Genomic DNA, 19,763 nt, shown 5'->3' with positions numbered 1-19,763 from the left:
AGATCGGTGTGGTGCTCGCCCTGGCGTCTTCGAGGTGGACACTCAGCTGTTGCGCGCCACCGATTTCGGGCAGGGTGGGGGATCTGGGCGAGATCGGTCGCGCCGCGGAATGCCTGAACGCGGGGTATTGAACCGGGTAAAGCGGGCAGGTTGGAAATCTGCCCGGCGGTTCGGGACGCTAGATGTTCGCTAGACCATAGGGTTCGGGCATGACTTCTCCGATGCCATGGTCGATGGTTGCGCAAGGGGTGGTGGTAGGTGGGATGGAGTGCGGAGATCTGACTGGTTATCCCGTGCTGGCATTCCACGGCGCACCGGGTTGCCACGTGGAAGCTGTTCGCTTCGCGCATGCGGCTGCGGCCGCCGCCGGGTTACGGCTGATCGCGGTGGACCGTCCCGGGATGGGGGTATCGGAGATGACGCCGTGCCGCCAGGTCGTGGATTGGATGGGCACAGTCGAGGCGGTGGCCGACCAGATGGGCTTGGACGAGTTCGCGGTGCTCGGTGCCTCGGGTGGTGGTCCGTACGCGTTGGCTGCCGCGTATCGCATGCCCGATCGGGTGTCGCAGGTGGTGCTGGTCAGTGCGTTCGCGCCGGTGGTGGACGGGGACAAGCCCGTACCAGGGAAGGGGAAGCGGGCCGGTGGGTTGATGATCCTGCGGAAGTTGCCGTTCCTGGCGCGCCCGGCAGCGGCGCGGATGGCGCAGGTGGTGCGGACTCCGCAGGGGCTGGCGGCGCTGATCAAGCAAATGTCGCCGGCGGATCAGGCACGTATTGCCCGCGATGATCAGCTGCTGGCCAACATCGGGGACAACATTCGCGTGTGTTTCGAGGCGGGCAGCCGGGGTGTGGCGGCGGATCTGCAGCGGGTTCTGGTGCGCCCGTGGGGATTCGAGCTGTACGAGGTCTCTACACCGACGGTGTCGTGGCACGGCGACAGCGACGCGAACGTGCCCGCGGGGGATGCGCGGCGGCTGGCCGCGGCTCTGCCGAACGCCGAACTCGAAATCGTCGAGGGCGTGGGGCATCTTCTGTTCGTCGACCACGCGGCGGCGGTGTTGGCGTCGCTGCGGGGCAGTCGGCAAGACCAATCCCGCAACAGCGGTGGCGTGCTGCGGGACTGAGGTCGCCTAGGGCCTGTCAGGGACGGAGGTGGATGGTGTGGTCGGCCAGTTCCTGGCAGGCGCGGCAGCTGCGGACGACCGGGGTGGGGATGGGGGACAGCGGCCGGATGGTGATCAGGGCCTGGGGCCGTTCGCCGCCGCAGATCCTGGTCCAGCAGGCGTCGAGTTCGATCCATTCCTCGTCGGCGGAAAACCGCATCCGGGCGCGGATCGTGGCGGTGTCGGCGACGCCGGCGGCCAGGGAAAAGCAGGCGTTGACGACTTGGAGCTTGGAGTCGTCGTCGAAGATCGGGTTGTGGTGGCGGAAGCTGCTCAGCGGGCTGCCGACCGGGCACATCCATTCGTGGACGAATCCGGTTTTGAGGTCGCACAGGGCGAGTGCTTGGCCGGGTGGGACGGGCATGTGGCGGACCGCGGCCAGGGTGAGGTCGGGGCGGTCGGCGGTGGGGATGCCCGAGACATCGGCGATGACGGCGCGGACGACACGTTCGCCGTTGACCAGGACCGCGCGCAGGGCGAGGTGGATTTTGTGGGGTTGGCCGGATTCGTCGGTGGTGGAAGCGATTCCGGACCACTGGTCGGCGGGCCTGCCGAGATTGGTGAGGTTGAACATTTCCAGGAAGCCGGCACGGTCGTCGAGGCTGTCGAGCGCGGCGAGCATTTCCGGGATGGTGTGGTTGGTGAGCGCGTCGCCGTGGGCGGTGCGCAGCAGGAACATCGCGGCGGGGCTGGCGCTGACCAGACCGGAGGCGGTCCATTCGGCCGCGCCGATGATCGGCATGCGCGGTAGGGGTTCATTGATGTCGCCGAGCCACATGGCTACGGCGTGGATGGCGCCGCTGGGGCCGAACATGGGCACGGCGATGAGGTTCTGCATTCGTTCGTCGCGGCATACGGGGAAGTATTTGCTCTTGGTTTCGCGGCTGGCGGTGACCTCGTGGAGGAGCGGGTCGATCATGTGTGCGGCGGCGGCGTAGCGGGCCAGAGAGGCGCGGTTGGGGCGGGAGAAGTTTCTGGGGCTGTCGCCGTCAAGGATCAGGGACGCGTGGTCGGGTCCTGCGAGGGTTTCGAAGACGGCCCAGTGCCAGCGGCTGATGCCGGTGTCGGTAGGGATGTTGTGGTCGTCGTCGGCGGGTCCGTCGTTTCGTCGTGTGCTGACAGAACGCATGGTGACCTCCTCGAAGGCAAGATCGGCCGACTGTCCGGTCTGGTTACCTGGTTTGTTTTGTCTGGTTCGGATCGTGACCCGGACCGACGCAGCGTGCCAGGGTGTTCCCGTCTGTGGGACAAACCTTGCGCAAGGTCATAGCATCGTGCTATGGAACCGAGGATACCGAGCGGTCTGCGTCCAGAAGACGCAGCGCACGGCCTCACGACACCGTCCCCGCAGGTCACGACGTCGGGCCTGGCGCGGGCGTTGCCGTTGCAGGTGCTGGCCGAAGCGGATCTGGTGTCCCTGGCCGATCTCGCGGTCTTCGCCAAAATCCCCACCAGCACCTTGGGGCGGTTGTGGTCGGATCCGGCCTGGTTGGACAAGGTGTCGGGGGCGACGCTGCAACGGCTGATCACCGCGGTCCCCGGCCTGGCCCGGTATGTGGCCTGCCGCAGTCACGCCGCCCGCCTGGAAACCGCTGTGCACCAATGCACCGAATCCGGCCTCGAAGTCCACGGCGCGCGGGTGGTGGAGCTGGTGCGGGCCGGGCAGTCCCCGCAATACCTGGCCACGGTCCTGGAAGCCGCGGCCGCGGTGGCACGCCTGGACGCCCGCGACACCGTGGCGGCGCTGTCGCGGTGCTGGAGCGCGGGCCCCAGCGCCGCCCTGGACGCGGTGTTCACCCCCGGCGGGGTGCTGGCGGACCCGGATCTGCTGGCGGGGCGGGCGACCCAGCTGCTGGATCTGGTGGATACGCGTGGCAACTCGATGGCGGCCACGGTCGGCTACGGCATCCTGGTCCACAAGCTGACGCGGCTGACCGGGACGATTCCCGGTGACGGGGGGTCGCCGGCGGGGGATCGGTGTGCGGCGTTCGCCTACCGCAGTGGTGTGATCGGTGTGCTGCTGGGCGCCGGGGATCACGATGCCGCCGAATCCTATGCGCGGCAGGTGGCCGCGAGTGCGCTGCTGGCTCGCAACGAACTGTGGTCGCTGGCCAGTTTCTGCACCGATATCCCGCTGACCGCGCAGATGACCACCAGCACCCGAGACGGGTTGCGGCGCACCGCGACCGAGGTGATCGGCGACGTGGTCTCGCTCAATGACGCCTACCTGCACTATCTTTTGACCACCGCCATCCCGGTGCTGCTGGCTCATGATGCGAGCTTCGGCGGCGCACGCACCGAACTCGGACACGCCCTCGCCGGGCGGCTCGAGGCCGGGATCGACGAGCCGCATACCCGTGAGGCCGGGGCGCGGTTGCTCAAAACTGTGCAGTAGCAAGCGAAGACGCCGATATCCACCGGGTGAAGGGGAGCAGGCTGTGCTGGGCGATGAGCGTGTCACCGACGCATACACCCGCAACGCGGAATTCTGGATCGGGGTCATCCGTGAGGGCCTGGACCCCTATCAGCGCGAACTCACCGACCCGGCCCTGTACGCGGCGATCGGCGACCCTGCCGGGCTCGACATCCTCGACGCCGGCTGCGGGGAGGGCTACCTCGCGCGCGAGCTGGCCGCGCGAGGAGCACGCCATGTCCACGGCGTGGACACCTGCGCCGAATTCGTCGACGCCGCCCGCGCTCACCCCGGGCACCGCCCGGAGGTGGTGAGCTTCCATCACGCCGACGTCGCCGCATTGCCGCTGCCGGATGACAGCGTGGACTTGGTGGTGGCCAACCGGCTGCCCAACGGCATCACCAGCCCTGCGCAGCGCTTCAGCGAATTCGCGCGGGTGTTACGCCCCACCGGGCGGGCGATTCTGCTGGGGATGCACCCCTGCTTCTACGCCGCGCGCGCCGAACGCGGCGCCACCGGGGACTTCTCGCTCGACGCGTATTTCGGGGTGCGTACCGTCGAGCAGCCGTTCACCGTCGCGGGACGGGTCTCGCCGGCGGCCTCGGTGCAAAGTTTCTACTCCCTCGAGCACTACGTCGGCATGGTCCTGGCCGCTGGATTCGCCATCACCGGCCTATCCGAGCCGCATCCCTCGGCAACGCAACGTCAGCAAAACCCGTGGTGGAGCGAGAATTTCACGCGCCCACTGTTCCTGCTGCTGCAGTGCACTCCACGGCGTTGACCACCGAGACACGTGGCGGTGTATCGAGAATCCCCAGCGTGGAAGCCCATTTTCACCTTGAGTGTTGCGCGGGTCACATTCTGGGCCTACGCTGAGCACTCAGCACGACAGCAACATCTCAGCTAGTTGGAGAGTTGTCGAAGTGCCCCCTCCGGGGACTGTGATGGCAGCCCTGATGGCGTGATCGAAGACCTCTTCGCCGCGCATTCCTTCATCTCACCGTTGCGCCTTCGGCGCAGTCGCGGCATCCGATTCCGCTGACCCTCACCGGTTTCTCGTCGATCGGACATTCTTTCGCCAGCAGCTGCCCATGGGCGTACAGCCCCGAAGGAGCTGCCATGACTGCCCATTCCTGCCCGCCCGCATCCCGGTCCCCCCGCGCCCGGCACACCCCGTTATCGCCCGTGGTCCTGCGATTGCGGACCCGGTTGGCGGCGCGTGATGCCGAAATCGCGGTGCTGACACGGCAATTGGACGACCTTCTCGATCGTGAGTCCATGCGGGCCGGCGCCGCGTGCATGGAATGCCTGACCACTGCGGCCGCGCTGGACCGCTACGGCATGCCCCGCGCGCGTCACCACCTCGATTCTCACGCCGACACTGCGGCGTCTACACGGCCCTGTGAGGCCGGGTCCTTCCTTTCCCCGGCCTCACAGGGGACCGCACCGGCGGTGAAACCCTTTGCGCGGCAGCGCGTCCAAGCTCCCCGTACTACACACCCCGTTCCCGCAGAGGCGTTGCCGTGGACCGGGCGGGTGCGTGTGTGGTGCGGGGTCCGGGCACCACTGGTGCCCACGACGGCCGGGCGGGGGCGCACCGCTCCCGCCCTGGCCGCTCGGCGCCACCGGCTTGCTCTGATGTTGTTCGCGTCGTTACGGCGCGTGCTGGTCACCCGGCTCGCTGACTGCTCGCGGGTACGGGGGCGTTGGTCGGTCCGCATCGGTGAAACCTCGGCACCGGTGCGGGCCGCCACGCGAATTCCGATGCACCACCGGCGCGCGGTGCTGTGCCGGGTGGTCGCTCTCGCCGTAGTGGACGCGGTGTCGTGGCTGCGGGCCTTTCTAGTGGTCGTCGTGACCCCGGCGCAGGTGCGGTCAGCGGGCAAATGTGATGCGCCACCAGCAATGTCGCCACCGCACCGTAGGGGCCGGCGATGAGCGCGCCGATGCGGTGGTGGCTGGTGGCGGCCGAGGACGGCTGGGTGGCGCAGCTGCTGTGGGCCTACGGAGCCCGGCACCTGTCCGCCCGCGAAGACGAACTTCTTCGATCGGTCCGGTCGCGGCCTTGCGCGGCCCTCTCAGAAAGGGAAATGCGATGAGCACGAGGTTTGGTCGCAAAGCGTTACTGACCGTGGCCGCCTGGCCCGCGTTGATCGCGGTGGCCGCCGGGGTGGCCGATGCCGCACCTGGCCAGCCCGGGATGGCCGCACCGGGCGCGGGGCAGCCGGGCGCGAGCTATGTCCCGCAGCCGGCGGCGCCGGTGGTCGCCGATCCTGGCCCCTCGACCGCGACGCTGGCCGATTGGGTGCCCGAACCCGAGACGGTGATGCCCGTGCCGCAGTGGCGGCCCCGCCCGCAGCAGCAGGTCCAGCCGCAGCGCCAGTACCAGCCCCGGGTGGTCGAGGATTCCGGGCCCGCGCCGGTCGCCGACGAATCCGAGCCGGCGGCGGAGCAACCGGTGGCGGTGCCGGTGGATCCGCACACCCTGCGTCTGGGCAACGGCACGATCGTGCTGCCCGACCCGATCGACGTCCGCACCCGCGACAAGATCCAGGCATATGTCGATCTGGCCGAATGGAACGTGGCCGCGGCCGGTGACGGACTCGGGTTGCCACGCAACGAATCCGATCGGCTCGCCGCGGGGGCGGTCGGCGGTGCCGTGATCGGCGCGCCGGTCGCCGCGCTGGTGGCGGCGCCGGTCGGCGCGGTCGGTGGTTGCGGGGTCGGTGCGCTCGTGGGTGCGGTCGCCGGTGGCCTGATCGGCGGCATCCCCACCGCCGGAGCGATGGCCGTGCCGGGCGCGTTGATCGGTGGTGCGATCGGGTGTGCGGTCGGCGGCGTGTCCGGAGGGTTGACCTTCGCCACCGCCGGCGGGATCGCGGGCGGGCTGGCCGGAGCGGGCACCGGCGCGGTGATCGGCTCGGCCGATCGTGACGTCGCCCTGCCGGCGGAGGTTCCGCCGTTGATGGATGCCCCTGCCGCGCAACCGATTCCCGAACCGATGCCGATCGTCGAAGAGGCCGCCCCCGCCCCCGTTTCCGCACCGGTGCCGGTGGAGTGGGTGGCGCCGGTGCAGGCGGCTGTCGAGGTGGTCGAGCAAGCCGCGGAGCAGGTGGTGCACGTCGCCGAGCAGGTCGTGGTCGCCGATCCGGGCTTGGCTGCCCCGGTCGATTCGCTGCGTGACGCGTTGGCTGCGGTGCCGCCGGTGGCCCCGGAGCAGCTCGGGCCGCTGGCGGGTTTCGCTCCGGCGGTCAACGACGCGCTCGGCGCGGTCCAGGCCGGGTTCTGAGCGCTCGATCGCCCAGCAGTGGAGAGGAGCCGAGGATGAACGAGTCGTGGCGCGGCTGGCTACCCGACCAGGCCGGTGATACCGAGATCGACGACGGCACCACCGAATTCGAGGCCGAGTTCGTCGACGACGACCCGATGGCCGCGATCAAAGCGGGAATGCGTGAGCGCATCGACGCCGCCTCCGCACGCCGGCGAGCGGCGAGAATCGCCAGGATCGCCACTGCCGCGGTCGCGGGCACGGCGGCGGTGGTGCTGCTCGCGGGCGGCCGCAACGACTCCCCGGCCGCAGCCGCGCCCACCGTCTCCGAAGCCGCTGCCCCCTCGCCCTCGCCGTGGTGCGCCGACTCGCGCAGCGGCTCGGTCGTGGTCGGATCGGGCCAGGGCAAAGCGCCTGGCACCCCGGGGGTTTCGGGCCCGGAGCTGATCTTGTTCCAGCAATGGCAATGGTATGTGGCCCGCAACGCCGACGCTGCCCGCTCGGTGCTGTCGGCTGATGCGCATGCCGCAGACGCGGACGCCGCGCGGGCGGCGGTGGCCGCGGTGCCGGCGGGCACCCGGCACTGCGTCACCATCACCACCCTGGGAGCGGGCCGCTTCGATGTCCAAATCGAGGAGAAGCACCCCGATGGGTCGACGGCGCAGTGGCAGCAGACGGTAACCACCGCCGCCCCGGCCGGGCAACTGGTCATCACCGCCATCACCGCAGGAGGTGAGCTGTGATGCCCCGCTTGAAGGTTCCCGCCCTGCCCGAGCACACGGCATCCCACGCGCTGGCGCTGCTGGCCCCGGCACCGGCAGGTATACCGGCCGACGCCGTTCCGGGCGGCAAACGGACGAAATCACTACGGCGGCTCGGCATCCCGGCGTCCCTCGTGCTCGGATCCACCGGCGGCGCGGGTACGACCACCGTCGCTCTCGGACTCGCGGCCGCCGCCACCACCCGATCCGGGCGCACGGTCGCAGCCGTCGCAGTCGACGCGACCGCGTGGGGCGGAGACCTGGGCCGTCGGGGCGCGGACGTACAGGTGCCGGTGTCCACGCTGCAGACCTGGCTGCGCACTCCGCATCCGGATCGTCCCACCGCAGTTACCGCGTGCTCTGGACGCAGCTCCACCGGTGTGCGGATCCTGGCCCGTGATTCCGCCCCGTTGCCACGTGGGCAGTCGTTCCTGTCGGTGCGCCGCCATCTGGAAACCGCCGGCATGCTGCCGATCTTCGACGGTGGCGGGCAGGTCGCCTCCCGCGATGTCGCGTCGCTGATCGACGACCCCCGCGTGGGTTTGGTGCTCGTGGCCGCGGCACGCGCGGATTCGCTCAACGCGCTCAACGACTCGCTGGTGTGGCTGTGCGAACACTACGGCGAGTGGTTGATCCGAGAAGTCGTCATCGCGGTCACCTACCAACTGCCGGGCGGATTCGGTTGCGGCGCGGTCGAACACGTCCGCACCCACCTCGGCAGCGCGGTGCGGGCGGTCGTGGACATCCCCTATGACCCCCACCTGGCAAGCCGTGCCCGCCTCGACTGGGGCCGATTGTCCGAATCCACCCGTCAGGCATACCGCACCACGCTCGGAGGACTGCAATGACCACGAAACGAATCCCGTCGCGCGCCACCACGATCGCGTCGGCGGCCGTGGTGTCCACCTCGCTGCTCACCGCGACCGCGTCGCTGGCCTCTGCCGAACCGGGCGGCGGGTGCCCGGCGGTGTACGCCCTCGGCGTGCAGGGCACCGGGCAGTCCTCCGTCGATGCCGCACCGACCACCGACACCGGCATGCTCTCGGAGATCTTCATACCGTTCCAAGCCTCGGCCGACGCCGCCAAGGTCTCGGTCGCGCGCGAATACATCCCGTATGAAGCCTCGTTCGGCGGAATGGGGCCCTCCACCGACACCACCGCCTACCAAACCTCCATCACCGACGGCCTGGCGGCGCTGACCAGCAAAGCCGAGCAGATCATCTCCGGCTGTGCCTCCACCTATCTGGCGTTGGCGGGGTATTCGCAAGGGGCGCACGCGGTCTCGATGCTGGCGCAGAAGATCGGCGCCGGATCCACCGCCATTCCCGCGGACCGGGTCGCGGCGGTCGCGCTGTTCGGCGACCCGACCCGCGGACGGTCGGCTTCGGTGTTCCCCGGCACCTCCGACACCACCCCGGATGCGGTCCCGGGCACCTCCGGTACCGCGGTGTCGGTGATCGACGCGGTCACCACCGCGGCCGCGCCGGGCAGCGGCATCGGGCCTGAGCGCGATATCGCGACCAGCTACGGCGCGCTCACCGGCCGGGTCGCAAGCTTCTGCTCCTCGGGCGACTTGTCCTGTGACGCACCGGATAACGCGGCGTTGCTGCGCACGGTCGCCAACGTCGCTGGCCAGGTCGAGATCGGCAACGACCCGATCAAAGCCATCGCCTCGATCACCCAAGCGCTCGCGTTGACCGGTATCAAGGCCGCTACCAGCATCGTCAACGACAACATCCAGGGCACCTCGCTGGCGAGCCTGAGCCTCAACAGCAAAAAGTCCATCTCCGCCACGCTGGCCGAAGCGTCGGACCCGCGCACCGAACTCGACATCGACGACGCGCTCAAAGCCCTGCTGAAAGTGGGCACCATCGCGATCAACGCGATATCCACCGTGGTCAAAACGGTGTTCACGCCCGCCAGCATCACCGAGATCGCCGCCGCCGGGCTGGCCAATCCCGTTGCCGGACTGGCCGTGTTCGGCAGCAAGCTGGCCGCGGCGATACCCGAGCTGATCCCCCCGGCCACCGCCTCCAAGCTGATCCAGTCCGCGTTCACCGAAGTGGTCAACAACATCAGCGACAACCAAGACCTGCTCAACGCCAGCACGTGGACGAAATACAGCGACGCGATCATGCGCCACGGCAGCTACCAGAGCGACCCGATCAGCGGCAGCGGCAAGTCCGCGGTGCGGTGGGTGGCGGACTGGTTCGCCGCCGCCGCGGCCGATATCAGTGGCGTCGCCGCAGCGTTCGCCCCCGCCCCGGGCACGGCCGCCACCGATTCCGGTGCCACCGCGCAGATCCCCGACGACGGCACACCTACCGAGGCGAGCGCACCCACCTCGCCGGCTGCGGTCCTGCCCGACTTCGGCGCAACCGCCAACTCCCGATAACCCCCAACCGAAACGACCCCGACCTCGGGGAGGTGAACATGATGGTGGCACCCAACACTCTCGACACCGATCAGGCCACCGAACCGGCGGTGCCGGTAGGCAAGGCCCGCCGCAAACGCGCCGAATCGGATCGGCTGAGCATCGCACGCACACGCTCGCTCGCTTTCGCGACCGTGGCACCTGACCCGGCCCGGCGGGCGGGTGTGTGGTGTAAGCCGGTCTCGCACAGCGGTTCCCGGGCACCGTTGTGGTGGCTGCTGGGCTGCCACGGCGGTGCGGGAGTGTCCACCCTGGCCCACCAGCTCGCCCCCGCCGGCGACTGCCAGCGCGAATGGCCCGCCGTCCTGGGCGATGAGAGCCCGTTCGTGGTGCTGGTCGCCCGCGAAACCATCCCCGGTCTCGAACGCGCGCACGACCTGCTGCGCCAATACCACTGCGGGCAAGCAGGTCCGGGCCGGGTGCTGCTGCTCGGGCTGATCACCGTGGCCGCCCAGCCCGGGTCCATGCCCGCCCCGGTGCGCCGCTACCGCAACGTCATCTCCGACCTGATCCCCGACGGCGGCGGGCTGTGGCGCCTCGGCTGGGACCGCACCGCGAATCTGACCTCGCTCGGCGAACTGCCGGTGTGGACGCCGGGCGATCACCCCCCGGCCAAAGGCCGCGACCGGCTCGAAGCCGTGCGCGAGCTCGGCGAGCAACTGCTCGCCGCCATCACCGCCCTGCTGGGCGGACCGCATTCCCCGACACCTTGAAGGAGCACCGTCATGATCACCGAAGTCGTGTTGGCCGTGGAGGATCTCGTCCCGGTCGCCCCGCCCGGATCCAAAGGTCTGCTGATGCTGGCCCAGTACGGCAAATGGCTGGCCTACCTGGTCGCTTTGTGCGGCATCGTCTACGGCGGCGGCCGGTTCGCGGTCGAGAAATGGTCCGGTGGCGCGTGCGAGTCCCCGAAAGTGGTGGCCGCCTCCATCATCGGCGGCATCATCGTCGCAGTCTCCACCACGCTGCTCAACACCGTCGTCTCCGCAGTCTGAGCGCGGTGACGGCCATGACCACACTCGCTCAGGACTACCGGCAACTGCCCGACACGGTGACCACGCCGCTGTACACGCTGCTGTCCTACGGACTATGGGCCGCCGAACTCATCTGCGTCGCATGGCTTCTGGTCTCGGCCGGCCGCTACATGGCGCTGCGCCACAGCACCGTCGAAACCTACGCCGAAGCCCACAACGGCCTGCTGCGCACCCTCGCGGCCGCGGTGCTGGCCACCAGCTCGTTGACCATCGCCAACGCCGTGCTGCTCCTGCACTAAGCCGCACTCTTGCGGTGTCCGGGAAAGGGAACCGAGATGCGCCACCATCTGTCTACCGTGCTCGTCGCGGGACTGCTGATGCTGACCGTGGCCTGCGGCGGCCACAACGAACCCGCCACCGCCACCGTCGACGCAGCCCCGGATCCGCAGCGTGCTCCGGCCGAACTGCGGTGGGAGCCCTACCAAGGCGTGGAACTGCCGGTCAGCAGCGTCGACGGCCCGGCGAAGATCGCGGCCGCGGCCACCGGCTACAGCCACACACCGCAAGGCGCGGCGCTGGCGGCGATCCAGCATTCCACGCGGTTGTCGCTGGCCCCGGACGGATCGTGGGCGGCGGTTGCGGCCGCGTCGGTGGTCTCCGGGCCCGGCAAGGACGCCTGGGTGCTCGCGCGCGCCCGGATCTCGATCACCGGCCCGGCCACCGCCGCCCTGGTCCCGACACTGCTGGGCTACCGCATCACCTCCTACCAGCCCGAACGAGTGGCCGTGACGGTCTACGCCCGCTACCCGGACGACTCGCTTGCCGCCTTCCACCAGACGGTGGCGTGGGTCGGCGGGGACTGGCGACTCGACCTGTCCGCCCCGTCTGAATCGAATACAGCTCCAGTCGAGGCCATCTCGGTCATCCCGGCCGACCTCGTGACATTGGAGGCACACTCATGACCACCCCCGAACCGGACAACGGGCGCGGCAGCGTCTCACTGATCGCGGCCATCGCGCTGCTCGTACTGATCCTCATCGGCTCCCTGGTCGCCTGGCTCACCACCCGCGACAGCGGCGAGAACACCGCGACCGCACCGTCCACCTCGGTGACCGCCCCGAATACAGCGACCCCGCAAGGGTTCGCCGCACCAGACGTGGACGCCTTCGGCCGGCGCGTCGACATCCCGAACAATCCGGCCGGCCAGCCGCTCGCCCAGACCCGCGCGCCACTGACCGCCACCGATCCGGGCTGGCTGACCGCCGCGCCGGTGCTGCCGGAAACCGGGGGCTGGCAGCGGGTCTACGGCGCGAGCGTGCCGTTCTCCACCTCCGATGGGCCCACCGCGATCGTCGACGGCATCCCCACCGGCTACTCCCACACCCCGCAGGGTGCAGCGTTGGCTGCGGTGTATGTGACCTGGCAATCGTATGCGCGGCCGGGGGATTGGCCGCTGCGCGAGCGCATGCAGGTCATGACCGAACAGGACCGCGACACCTTCTTCCGCCTCGATGCCGCAGGCAAGATCCCCGACTTCGCTGCCGAATCGGCCACGAAGTGGCTCGTTGCTCCGGACGCGTTCCGGATCGACTCCTGGTCTGCCACAGGGGATCTGTGCGTGCTGCGGCTGGCGACCAAAGCCAGCGCCGTCAACGGCGCACCACGCTGGCTGGCCTCCCAGGTCGTCATGGTGTGGGACGGACAGTGGCGGTTGCAGTTGGCCGCCGATCAGGAACTGCCCAAATCCGAGATCGACTCTCTGAGCGGGTGGTCGACATGGTGACCCCCGTGCGACTACTGCGGACGCTGCTGACCGGGCTGGCGGTCGTCCTGACCGCTGTGGTCCTCACGGCCGCACCCGCAGGTGCCGCGCCCGAGGAGAATGGCGGCGGCACATACGGTTTCCACGAGGCGTGCGAGCAGGCCAACGACGCACTCGACAGTGTCGGCATTCCCGGGCTGCCCAGCCTCGGTGATGTCCTCGGCACCGCCTGCAAGATCGGCCATGCGGTCACCCACCCGGCCGACGCGGTGGACGCGATCCAGAACAAGGCGTGGTCGAGCACCTTCGGCAAGGCCGTCGAGTCACTGCTGGAGGGCCTCGGTGACGCGCTGATCCTGTCGCTGACCTGGTGGACGCGCATTCCCACCACCATCGCCAGCACCGACCTGTTCTCCGAAATCCGCTCCTACACATTCCAACTGCAGATCATCTGCCTGACCGGATCGCTGATCGCGTGCGCGATCCGGCTGGCGATGGCGCACCGCTCCGGCGCGGCCGAACAGGCCACCGAAACCACCCGCACCCTGGGCAGGGCGATCTTCGCTTCGGCGATGTTCTCGACCATCCTGACCCTGGGCACTCAGGGCGGTGACCGCTTCGCCGAATGGGTGATCGACGAATCCACCGGCCACAACGCCCGCGGTGTCGCCGAAGCCATGCTGCACACCAGCGTGCTGACCGCGTTCTCACCCGGTCTGGTGTTCATCGTCGCGCTACTCGGTTTGCTTGGCGCGGTCATGCAGGCGGTATTCGCGCTGGTCCGTGAGGCGCTGCTGGTCGTGGTCGTCGGCGTGCTGCCGCTGGCGGCGGCGAGCAGCGGAACCCATATCGGGCGCGGTTTCCATGATCGGCTGTTGGCGTGGTCGATCGCGTTCGTGCTCTACAAGCCCGTCGCCGCCCTGATCTACATGATCGCGTTCACCACCGCCGGACGCTCGGGTCGTGACTTCACCGCCACGGTGGAATCCGGGCAGGCTCCCACGACCGAGCAGGCACAGCAGGTGCTGGTCGGGGTGGTGCTGCTGTGCAGCGCCGCCCTGGTCCTGCCCGCCTTGATGCGCCTGGTCACGCCACTGGCCAATATCGGCGGAGGGATCTCCGGAGCGGTCGCGGCCGGCGGTGTCCTCGGGGCCGCCGCCTCAGCCATGGTCTCGCGCGGCACCGGCGTCCGGGGCGGACCGACCAGCGTCAACACCAGCCGCAGTGGCGGCAATGGCGGTGGTGGGGGCGGTAATTCGGCCACCGGGGCGCGTCCGGCCCCGCCGCCTCCGGCACCGCGCGGGGGAAGTAGCGCAGGCGCGTCCGGCGGTGGAGGCGGGCGCGGGGCGTCCGGTGCGACGTCGGCGAAGACCGCGTCGACCGGGCGGGCGATGACCGCGGTGAAGGGCGCAGGCCCGGTCGGCGCTGCCGCCGCGGTGGCGGTGCAGTCCTCGGGCTCGGTGATGCGCGGGGGCGCGTCGATGGTCGAGTCCGCTGCCGCTCCGGTCGCCCGCCCGACCGGCGCCGGTCGCGGGGCGGTGCCGCGATGAGCGCGCAGACCGTCGACGAGCGCACCTACGGCGGCTGGACCCGCCCGCGCCGAGAAGGCATGTGGGGCATGGGCTGGACCGTGTCCATCGCGGCGTTCGCGGCCGTGGTGATCGCGCTGCTGGTGGTGATGGTGGTCGGGCTGAAAGCGGCCGCGGTGGTGGTGGTGATCGAGCTGGCGGTGCTGGCGCCCCTGGCGCACAGCCGGGGCGGGCGCACCGGATACGAAAGGGCATTGCTCATGACCAACTGGTGGCGCACCCTGCTGCGACGCGAAAACATTTACCTCGCAGGCATTTTCAGCCGACTCGGCACCTGCAAACTGCCAGGCCTGATGGCGACCTCGAAGCTGTACGAGTCCACCGACGCCGCCGGATACCGGTTCGCGATGATCCACATGCCCGGCCATCACGCCTACACGGTGTTGCTGCGCTGCTGGCCCCAGGGCGCGCGGGCAGTCGACCAGGACCGCATCGACGCGTGGGTGGCCGCCTGGAGCGGGCTACTGGTCACCGTCGGGGAGAAACCCGACGTCGAAGCCCTCACCGTGGTCGTGGACACGCTGCCCGAGACCGGCAATCGCCTCGCGGCCGAGGTCAACGCTCTCACCCGGGCGGACGCGCCGGAGCCGGCGCGGGTGATGATGGCCCAGCTGGCCGCGCAACTGCCGGTGGAGACCGTGCGCATGGAGTCGTGGCTGTCGGTCACGTTCAAAGCCACCACACCCGCCCGCCGCAAGGACCCCGCCGAGCAGGCCGAGGAAGTCGCGCGGCGGCTGCCGCTGATCACCGCCGCCCTGGCCGAAGCCGGGGTGCGGGCCCGGCCGATGACCGGCGAGGAAGCCATCGCGCTGCTGCGCCGTGCCTGGGATCCTGCCAGCGAGGCCGACCTCGAGGCGGTCGCCGAGAACGGCGAATCCCATGAGCTGTCCTGGGACGACGCGGGCCCGATCTTCCATGACGAGAAATACGATCGCCTGCTCCATGACGGGGTCGTGTCGGTGTCGTGGGAGATGGACCTGCCACCCGAAGGCGTGGTGCGCGAAAAGGTCCTGCAGCGCCTGCTCGCCCCCTCCGACCAGCTCATCCGCAAGCGCGTCGCGATCGTGTACCGGCCGCACTCGGCTGGTGACGCCGCCCAGATCGTGGACGGTGACTACAAGGACGCGCTGGTCGCCGAGCAGACCGAGCGCGGTGTCGGCTCCGCGACCGCGGTCATGCGGGTGCGCGCCACCGAAGCCGCCCGCGAAGAACAAGCACGCGGGCACGGCGTGACCCGGTTCGGGGCGCTGATCACGGTGACCGAACCGGCCGGCGCGGACCTGCCCGCGCTCGAGGCGATCACCAAGGACCTGAGTTCGCAAGCGCGCCTGCGGATCAGGCGCTGCTACCGCTACCAGGCCGCCGCATTCTCCGCCTGCCTCGGCGCCGGAGCCCTGCTGCCCCAAATGGCGTCCCTACCCCGGGTGGTGAGCGAATCATGAAACGCCCCCGCCGCCACCTGGCAAAGACGGCGCGCCGCAAGACCGCGGCCGTCACGTCCAGGGTTCCCGCGAAAAGCGCAGCACCGCAGGCGAAGTCGGCGCGAAAGTCCTCGCAGGGGTTCGGTACCCGGTTGCTGTCGCAGGCCGAACGGTCCCGCGCCGAACAGGCCGCCTGCACGGGCAATGTGGTCGCGGCGGGGTGGGCGCGATTCCGGTTGTGGACCGACGATTCCCGCCGTCACGCCGCGGTGGCCCGCGCGACCGGCCAGGACCCGCGCACCGGCAAAGCCACCAAACAGGCCAAGAGCAAGAGCGGGAAGGCGCGCGTGCGGGTGACCCATCGCGGGGTCGAAGGCCCTGGAGGTGGCCTCTCGCGCTCGGTCGGTCGGCATCCGGAATTCCGGGCCACCACCGCGCAGGTCGCCGGGTTGTGGCCGTGGTGCGTCGGCGCGGGCGCACCGGTGATCGGCACCCCCTTGGGCAGGCATTTGGATTCGGGTGAGCCGGTGTGCTTCGACCCGATGAACTGGTTCAGCCGGGGTCGGTTCATCACCGCGCCCTCTCTGTTCGTGTTGGGGCTCAACGGATTCGGCAAATCGTCGCTGGTGCGGCGCATCGTCCTCGGCGGCATCGCCCAAGGCATCACCCCGCTGGTGTTGGCCGACGTCAAACCCGACTACCGCGACACCATCGCCATGTGTGGCGGCCAGGTCATCGACCTGGGCTACGGCCACGGCCGGATCAACCCCCTCGACCCCGGCGTCATGGGCAACGCACTGGCCCGACTGCGCGCGGGCGGGCACACAGCGGCCGCAGCCAGTCTCGACGCCGAAATCCGGGCCCGGCACACCACTCTCGTGGCCGGCCTGGTCGAACTCGTACGCGGAGAGAGGATCCGCGATTTCGAGGACACCCTCATCTCCACCGCCCTACGGATCCTGTTCACCCCCAGCACAGAGGGCGGGCGCGGGCACACCATCGACGCCCCGCCGATCCTGGACGACCTGGCCGAGGTCATCGCCGCCGGGGGAGCGGAGCTGATGCTCGATGCCGCCGCAGCCAACCCCGACCAGTACCAGGCCGCAATCATCGACCTGCGCCGCAGCCTGCGCGCGCTGACTCAAGGCCCGTTCGGCACCGTGTTCAACGGTCCCACCACCGTTCCGATCGACGTCGACTCGGTGGGGGTGTGTATCGACGTCTCCCATATCCCCAAGGGGGACAAGAAACTCAAGGCCGCCGCCATGCTGGTCTGCTGGTCGGCCGGATTCGGCGCGGTCGAGGCGCTGAATCTGCTCGCCGAGCTCGGACTGGAGAAACAGCGCTACTTCCAGGTCGTCATGGACGAGCTGTGGCAGGTCCTGGGTTTGGGCGAATTCATGATCGCCCGCGTCGACGAGCTGACCCGGCTGCAACGCTCGCTGGGCGTCGCGTTGATCATGATCAGCCACTCCATTCGCGACCTGCAAGCCCTCGGTGCCAGCAAGGACCGCGCTGTCGGATTCCTCGAACGGGCCCGCGCCAAGATTCTGGGCCCGTTGCCCGCCGACGAGCTGGCCGCTCTCGACGGCACGGTCAAACTCACCGGCGAGGAAACCGCCATGGTCACCTCCTGGTCGGCGCCGCAGGCACTGACCGGGGAACCGATCCGCGCCGGACAGGCCCCACCGATCGCGGCCGGTGTCGGCAAGTTCCTGCTCAAGGTCAGCGAGGATCGCTCGCCCGGGATCCCGTTCCTGATGGAACTCACCGACATCGAACGCGAGTCCGGAATCCACGACACCAGCGCGATTTTCAGCAGCTTCGGCGACCCCGCCGGAGCCGACGGGAGGTTGGCATCATGAGCGCACCCGAACGCCGCTACGGCCGCATCGACGACCGTATCCGCCAAACCGCCATCGCCCGAGTGCGCCACCTCGCACCGGCGCAGATGTCACGCACCGCCGCCGCGAAAGCGGTCGCCCGCGACATCGGCGTGCACTTCAACACCGTGCTGCTGTGGGTCCAGGCCGACGACGGCCGCGCACCCTCGCGCAGCGTGCCCCGTCTGGAAGCACTCGTCGAACACCTCAAACGCGAACTGGCATGCGCGCAGTCGCTCAACCTCGACCTGACCCAGGCACTGCACAACCGCGCCGGCGGGGCGTGAATCGTGAAGGGGTCCGTCGTGCTGGCCGCCCTCGCCACGGTGTGGATGCTCACCGCCACCGTGGTGCTGGTGTTCCTGCTCGGCGACGACACCGGCACCTGCGGCCCGGACACCAGTGCGGGCAAAGCGGCGGCCGCCGCCGGGGGAGGGGCGCGCACGTGGCCGCTGGCGGCCGGAACCTACACCATCAGTGACGTTTTCGGCTCCCGCGGTGGCGCTCACCAGGGCACCGACCTCGCCGCGAGCGCGGGGACGCCGATCTACGCCGCGATGGCCGGGACCGTCCACGAAGCCGGACCCGCTTCCGGTTTCGGGATCTGGATCGTGGTGGACCACAACGAGGGCGGGCACACCACCTCCACGGTCTACGGGCACATGTACGCCTCGGAGGTCTTCGTCGAAACCGGAGATCAGGTCAGCGCAGGCCAGCAGATCGCCGCCGTCGGCTCCAACGGCCAATCGTCCGGCCCCCACCTGCATTTCGAGGTCTGGACCGGCGGCGGTCGGCTCGGCGGCGGCACCGCGATCGACCCCATCCCGTGGCTGGGTGCCGAACCCGCACCGGACTCCGGCCAAGCGCCCTCGACGGTCGATCCCGCAGCGGCAGCAGCGAATCCGACCACCACACCCCCCACAACCACGCCGAACACGGCCCGCGAGTGCGACAAGCCCGGTGGGGGAGTCGACGACCTGGCCCCGGGCATGGAAATTCCGGCCGAACTCGAACCCCTCTACCGCAAAGCCGGAACCCAATGCCCGCAGATCTCCTCCTCGCTGCTGGCTGCCCAGGGCAAACAGGAATCGGGCTTCCGGCGCGGGCTGACCTCACCGTCGGGTGCGCAGGGTCTGGCGCAGTTCCTACCCGGCACCGCCGCCTCGCTCGCCCCCGACGGGCAGCCGTATGTGATCGACGCCGACGGCAACGGCACGGCCAGCGTGTGGGACGACGCCGACGCGATCAACGGCCAAGCCCGCTACATGTGTGCCATCGCGGCCACCGTCGACGGCTGGATCGCGCAGGGGCGCGTCCATCACGACGGCGATGTCCGCGAACTGTATCTGGCCGCCTACAACGCCGGTGAGGGCGCGGTCCTGCGCAATGGCGGGTTCCCCGTCGACCACGAGGACTACATCGTCCAGACCCGCCCGTACGCCGACATCATCTTGGCCACCGCCCAGCAGTACTCCAACACCCTGTCCTGACAAGGAGATTCGCGCTATGACCCGAACCCGCCTGCTCGCCGCGATCCTCGGTACGGCCGCGCTGGTCCTGGCCGTGACCGCGCTGCTGTGGTCGGGTGCACTGCGCGGATCCGGGCACGAGGACGACCCGCACACCGGCTCCGACAGCTCCTTCGACGTGCACGGCCCCGTCCCCGACGGTGCGGGCCCGACACTGGCGGCCGAACACGGGCTCGCCGCGCTGTTCACCTGGCAGCCGGTCACCGACGCCTCACCCGGCGCGGCGGTCACACGCGCGCTGCCCTGGCTGACCGGCACCTTGGCCGCGGCCGCCGGCGGTGGGCCCGCACCGGAGGTCCGGACGCTGCCCGAGTGGGCGCGGTGGCGCGACGCCGCCGATATCGTCGTCGCCTCCGCCACCGCCACCGGCACCCGCGACTGCGACGCCCGCACCTGCGCGGTGAGCGTGCGACTCACCCAAACCGTCCAGCACACCGACCAATCCACCAGCCCCTACCGGGTACTGACAATCACCGCCGCCACCGTCTCCACCCCGCACGGGTGGCGACTGACCGACTACCGGGTGACGCGATGACCACCCGAACCGCCCGATCCCGCTGCCGGAC

General features: G+C 69.8%; 19 protein-coding genes. 18 read left to right on the top strand and 1 reads right to left on the bottom strand.

Annotated features, from left to right (window positions below; genetic code table 11):
* Nucleotides 1-209 precede the first annotated feature (209 nt).
* Nucleotides 210-1,124 carry an alpha/beta fold hydrolase gene (locus JK358_RS37395; RefSeq protein WP_307817918.1) on the top strand — a complete coding sequence of 305 codons (915 nt, stop codon included), beginning with the start codon at nucleotides 210-212 and terminating at the stop codon, nucleotides 1,122-1,124.
* 16 nt (nucleotides 1,125-1,140) lie between these two features.
* On the opposite strand, the gene JK358_RS37390 is transcribed toward JK358_RS37395, so the two are convergent.
* A complete protein-coding gene (locus JK358_RS37390) occupies nucleotides 1,141-2,292 on the bottom strand; it encodes a GAF domain-containing protein (RefSeq protein ID WP_201958246.1) in 1,152 nt (383 codons plus the stop codon).
* Between the two features lie 150 nt (nucleotides 2,293-2,442).
* On the opposite strand from JK358_RS37390, the gene JK358_RS37385 reads away from it, so the two are divergent.
* The 17 genes from JK358_RS37385 to JK358_RS37305 all read left to right on the top strand — a co-directional run bounded on the left by JK358_RS37385 (nucleotide 2,443) and on the right by JK358_RS37305 (nucleotide 19,732).
* Nucleotides 2,443-3,558 carry a hypothetical protein gene (locus tag JK358_RS37385; RefSeq protein WP_201958244.1) on the top strand — a complete coding sequence of 372 codons (1,116 nt, stop codon included), beginning with the start codon at nucleotides 2,443-2,445 and terminating at the stop codon, nucleotides 3,556-3,558.
* A 43-nt stretch (nucleotides 3,559-3,601) separates the two neighbouring features.
* Nucleotides 3,602-4,357 (top strand): class I SAM-dependent methyltransferase, encoded by a 756-nt coding sequence (locus tag JK358_RS37380; RefSeq protein ID WP_201958242.1) that lies wholly within the window; start codon nucleotides 3,602-3,604, stop codon nucleotides 4,355-4,357.
* A gap of 1,314 nt (nucleotides 4,358-5,671) precedes the next feature.
* Nucleotides 5,672-6,865 carry a hypothetical protein gene (locus JK358_RS37375; RefSeq protein ID WP_201958240.1) on the top strand — a complete coding sequence of 398 codons (1,194 nt, stop codon included), beginning with the start codon at nucleotides 5,672-5,674 and terminating at the stop codon, nucleotides 6,863-6,865.
* A gap of 35 nt (nucleotides 6,866-6,900) precedes the next feature.
* A complete protein-coding gene (locus tag JK358_RS37370; RefSeq protein ID WP_201958238.1) occupies nucleotides 6,901-7,587 on the top strand; it encodes a DUF8176 domain-containing protein in 687 nt (228 codons plus the stop codon).
* The gene (locus JK358_RS37365; RefSeq protein WP_201958236.1) at nucleotides 7,587-8,453 is read left to right on the top strand and encodes a hypothetical protein; all 867 of its coding nucleotides are present in this window, start codon (nucleotides 7,587-7,589) and stop codon (nucleotides 8,451-8,453) included. The genes JK358_RS37370 and JK358_RS37365 overlap by 1 nt, the downstream gene beginning before the upstream one ends.
* Nucleotides 8,450-10,000, top strand: a complete 1,551-nt coding sequence (locus JK358_RS37360; protein ID WP_201958234.1) for a cutinase family protein — start codon at nucleotides 8,450-8,452, stop codon at nucleotides 9,998-10,000. Before JK358_RS37365 ends, JK358_RS37360 begins: the two co-directional genes overlap by 4 nt.
* Nucleotides 10,001-10,038: 38 nt before the next feature.
* Complete coding sequence (locus JK358_RS37355; protein WP_232852559.1) at nucleotides 10,039-10,752, top strand: hypothetical protein; 714 nt, start codon at nucleotides 10,039-10,041, stop codon at nucleotides 10,750-10,752.
* A gap of 12 nt (nucleotides 10,753-10,764) precedes the next feature.
* Nucleotides 10,765-11,034: a hypothetical protein gene (locus JK358_RS37350; protein WP_201958232.1), complete on the top strand. Its 270-nt coding sequence runs from the start codon at nucleotides 10,765-10,767 to the stop codon at nucleotides 11,032-11,034.
* A gap of 14 nt (nucleotides 11,035-11,048) precedes the next feature.
* Complete coding sequence (locus JK358_RS37345; protein ID WP_201958229.1) at nucleotides 11,049-11,312, top strand: hypothetical protein; 264 nt, start codon at nucleotides 11,049-11,051, stop codon at nucleotides 11,310-11,312.
* 36 nt (nucleotides 11,313-11,348) lie between these two features.
* Complete coding sequence (locus JK358_RS37340; RefSeq protein ID WP_232852558.1) at nucleotides 11,349-11,975, top strand: DUF8175 domain-containg protein; 627 nt, start codon at nucleotides 11,349-11,351, stop codon at nucleotides 11,973-11,975.
* Entirely contained in the window at nucleotides 11,972-12,796 is an 825-nt protein-coding gene (locus JK358_RS37335) for a DUF8175 domain-containg protein (protein WP_201958227.1), read from the top strand. Before JK358_RS37340 ends, JK358_RS37335 begins: the two co-directional genes overlap by 4 nt.
* Nucleotides 12,790-14,325 carry a TrbL/VirB6 family protein gene (locus JK358_RS37330; protein WP_201958224.1) on the top strand — a complete coding sequence of 512 codons (1,536 nt, stop codon included), beginning with the start codon at nucleotides 12,790-12,792 and terminating at the stop codon, nucleotides 14,323-14,325. The genes JK358_RS37335 and JK358_RS37330 overlap by 7 nt, the downstream gene beginning before the upstream one ends.
* Nucleotides 14,322-15,806, top strand: a complete 1,485-nt coding sequence (locus JK358_RS37325; protein WP_201958217.1) for an SCO6880 family protein — start codon at nucleotides 14,322-14,324, stop codon at nucleotides 15,804-15,806. The genes JK358_RS37330 and JK358_RS37325 overlap by 4 nt, the downstream gene beginning before the upstream one ends.
* On the top strand, nucleotides 15,803-17,650 hold the full coding sequence (locus JK358_RS37320; protein WP_201958215.1) for a putative type IV secretion/conjugal transfer ATPase: 1,848 nt from the start codon (nucleotides 15,803-15,805) through the stop codon (nucleotides 17,648-17,650). The genes JK358_RS37325 and JK358_RS37320 overlap by 4 nt, the downstream gene beginning before the upstream one ends.
* Nucleotides 17,647-17,955 carry a hypothetical protein gene (locus JK358_RS37315; RefSeq protein WP_201958212.1) on the top strand — a complete coding sequence of 103 codons (309 nt, stop codon included), beginning with the start codon at nucleotides 17,647-17,649 and terminating at the stop codon, nucleotides 17,953-17,955. The genes JK358_RS37320 and JK358_RS37315 overlap by 4 nt, the downstream gene beginning before the upstream one ends.
* A gap of 3 nt (nucleotides 17,956-17,958) precedes the next feature.
* Complete coding sequence (locus JK358_RS37310; protein WP_307817917.1) at nucleotides 17,959-19,158, top strand: peptidoglycan DD-metalloendopeptidase family protein; 1,200 nt, start codon at nucleotides 17,959-17,961, stop codon at nucleotides 19,156-19,158.
* 16 nt (nucleotides 19,159-19,174) lie between these two features.
* Nucleotides 19,175-19,732: a hypothetical protein gene (locus JK358_RS37305; RefSeq protein WP_201958210.1), complete on the top strand. Its 558-nt coding sequence runs from the start codon at nucleotides 19,175-19,177 to the stop codon at nucleotides 19,730-19,732.
* Nucleotides 19,733-19,763: the final 31 nt, after the last annotated feature.

Origin of the sequence: Nocardia acididurans (assembly GCF_016741815.1) — a bacterium.
GTDB classification, from domain to species: domain Bacteria; phylum Actinomycetota; class Actinomycetes; order Mycobacteriales; family Mycobacteriaceae; genus Nocardia; species Nocardia acididurans.
The sequence above is the reverse complement of the archived record's forward strand: the minus strand, read 5'-3'. Positions and strand labels throughout refer to the sequence as shown.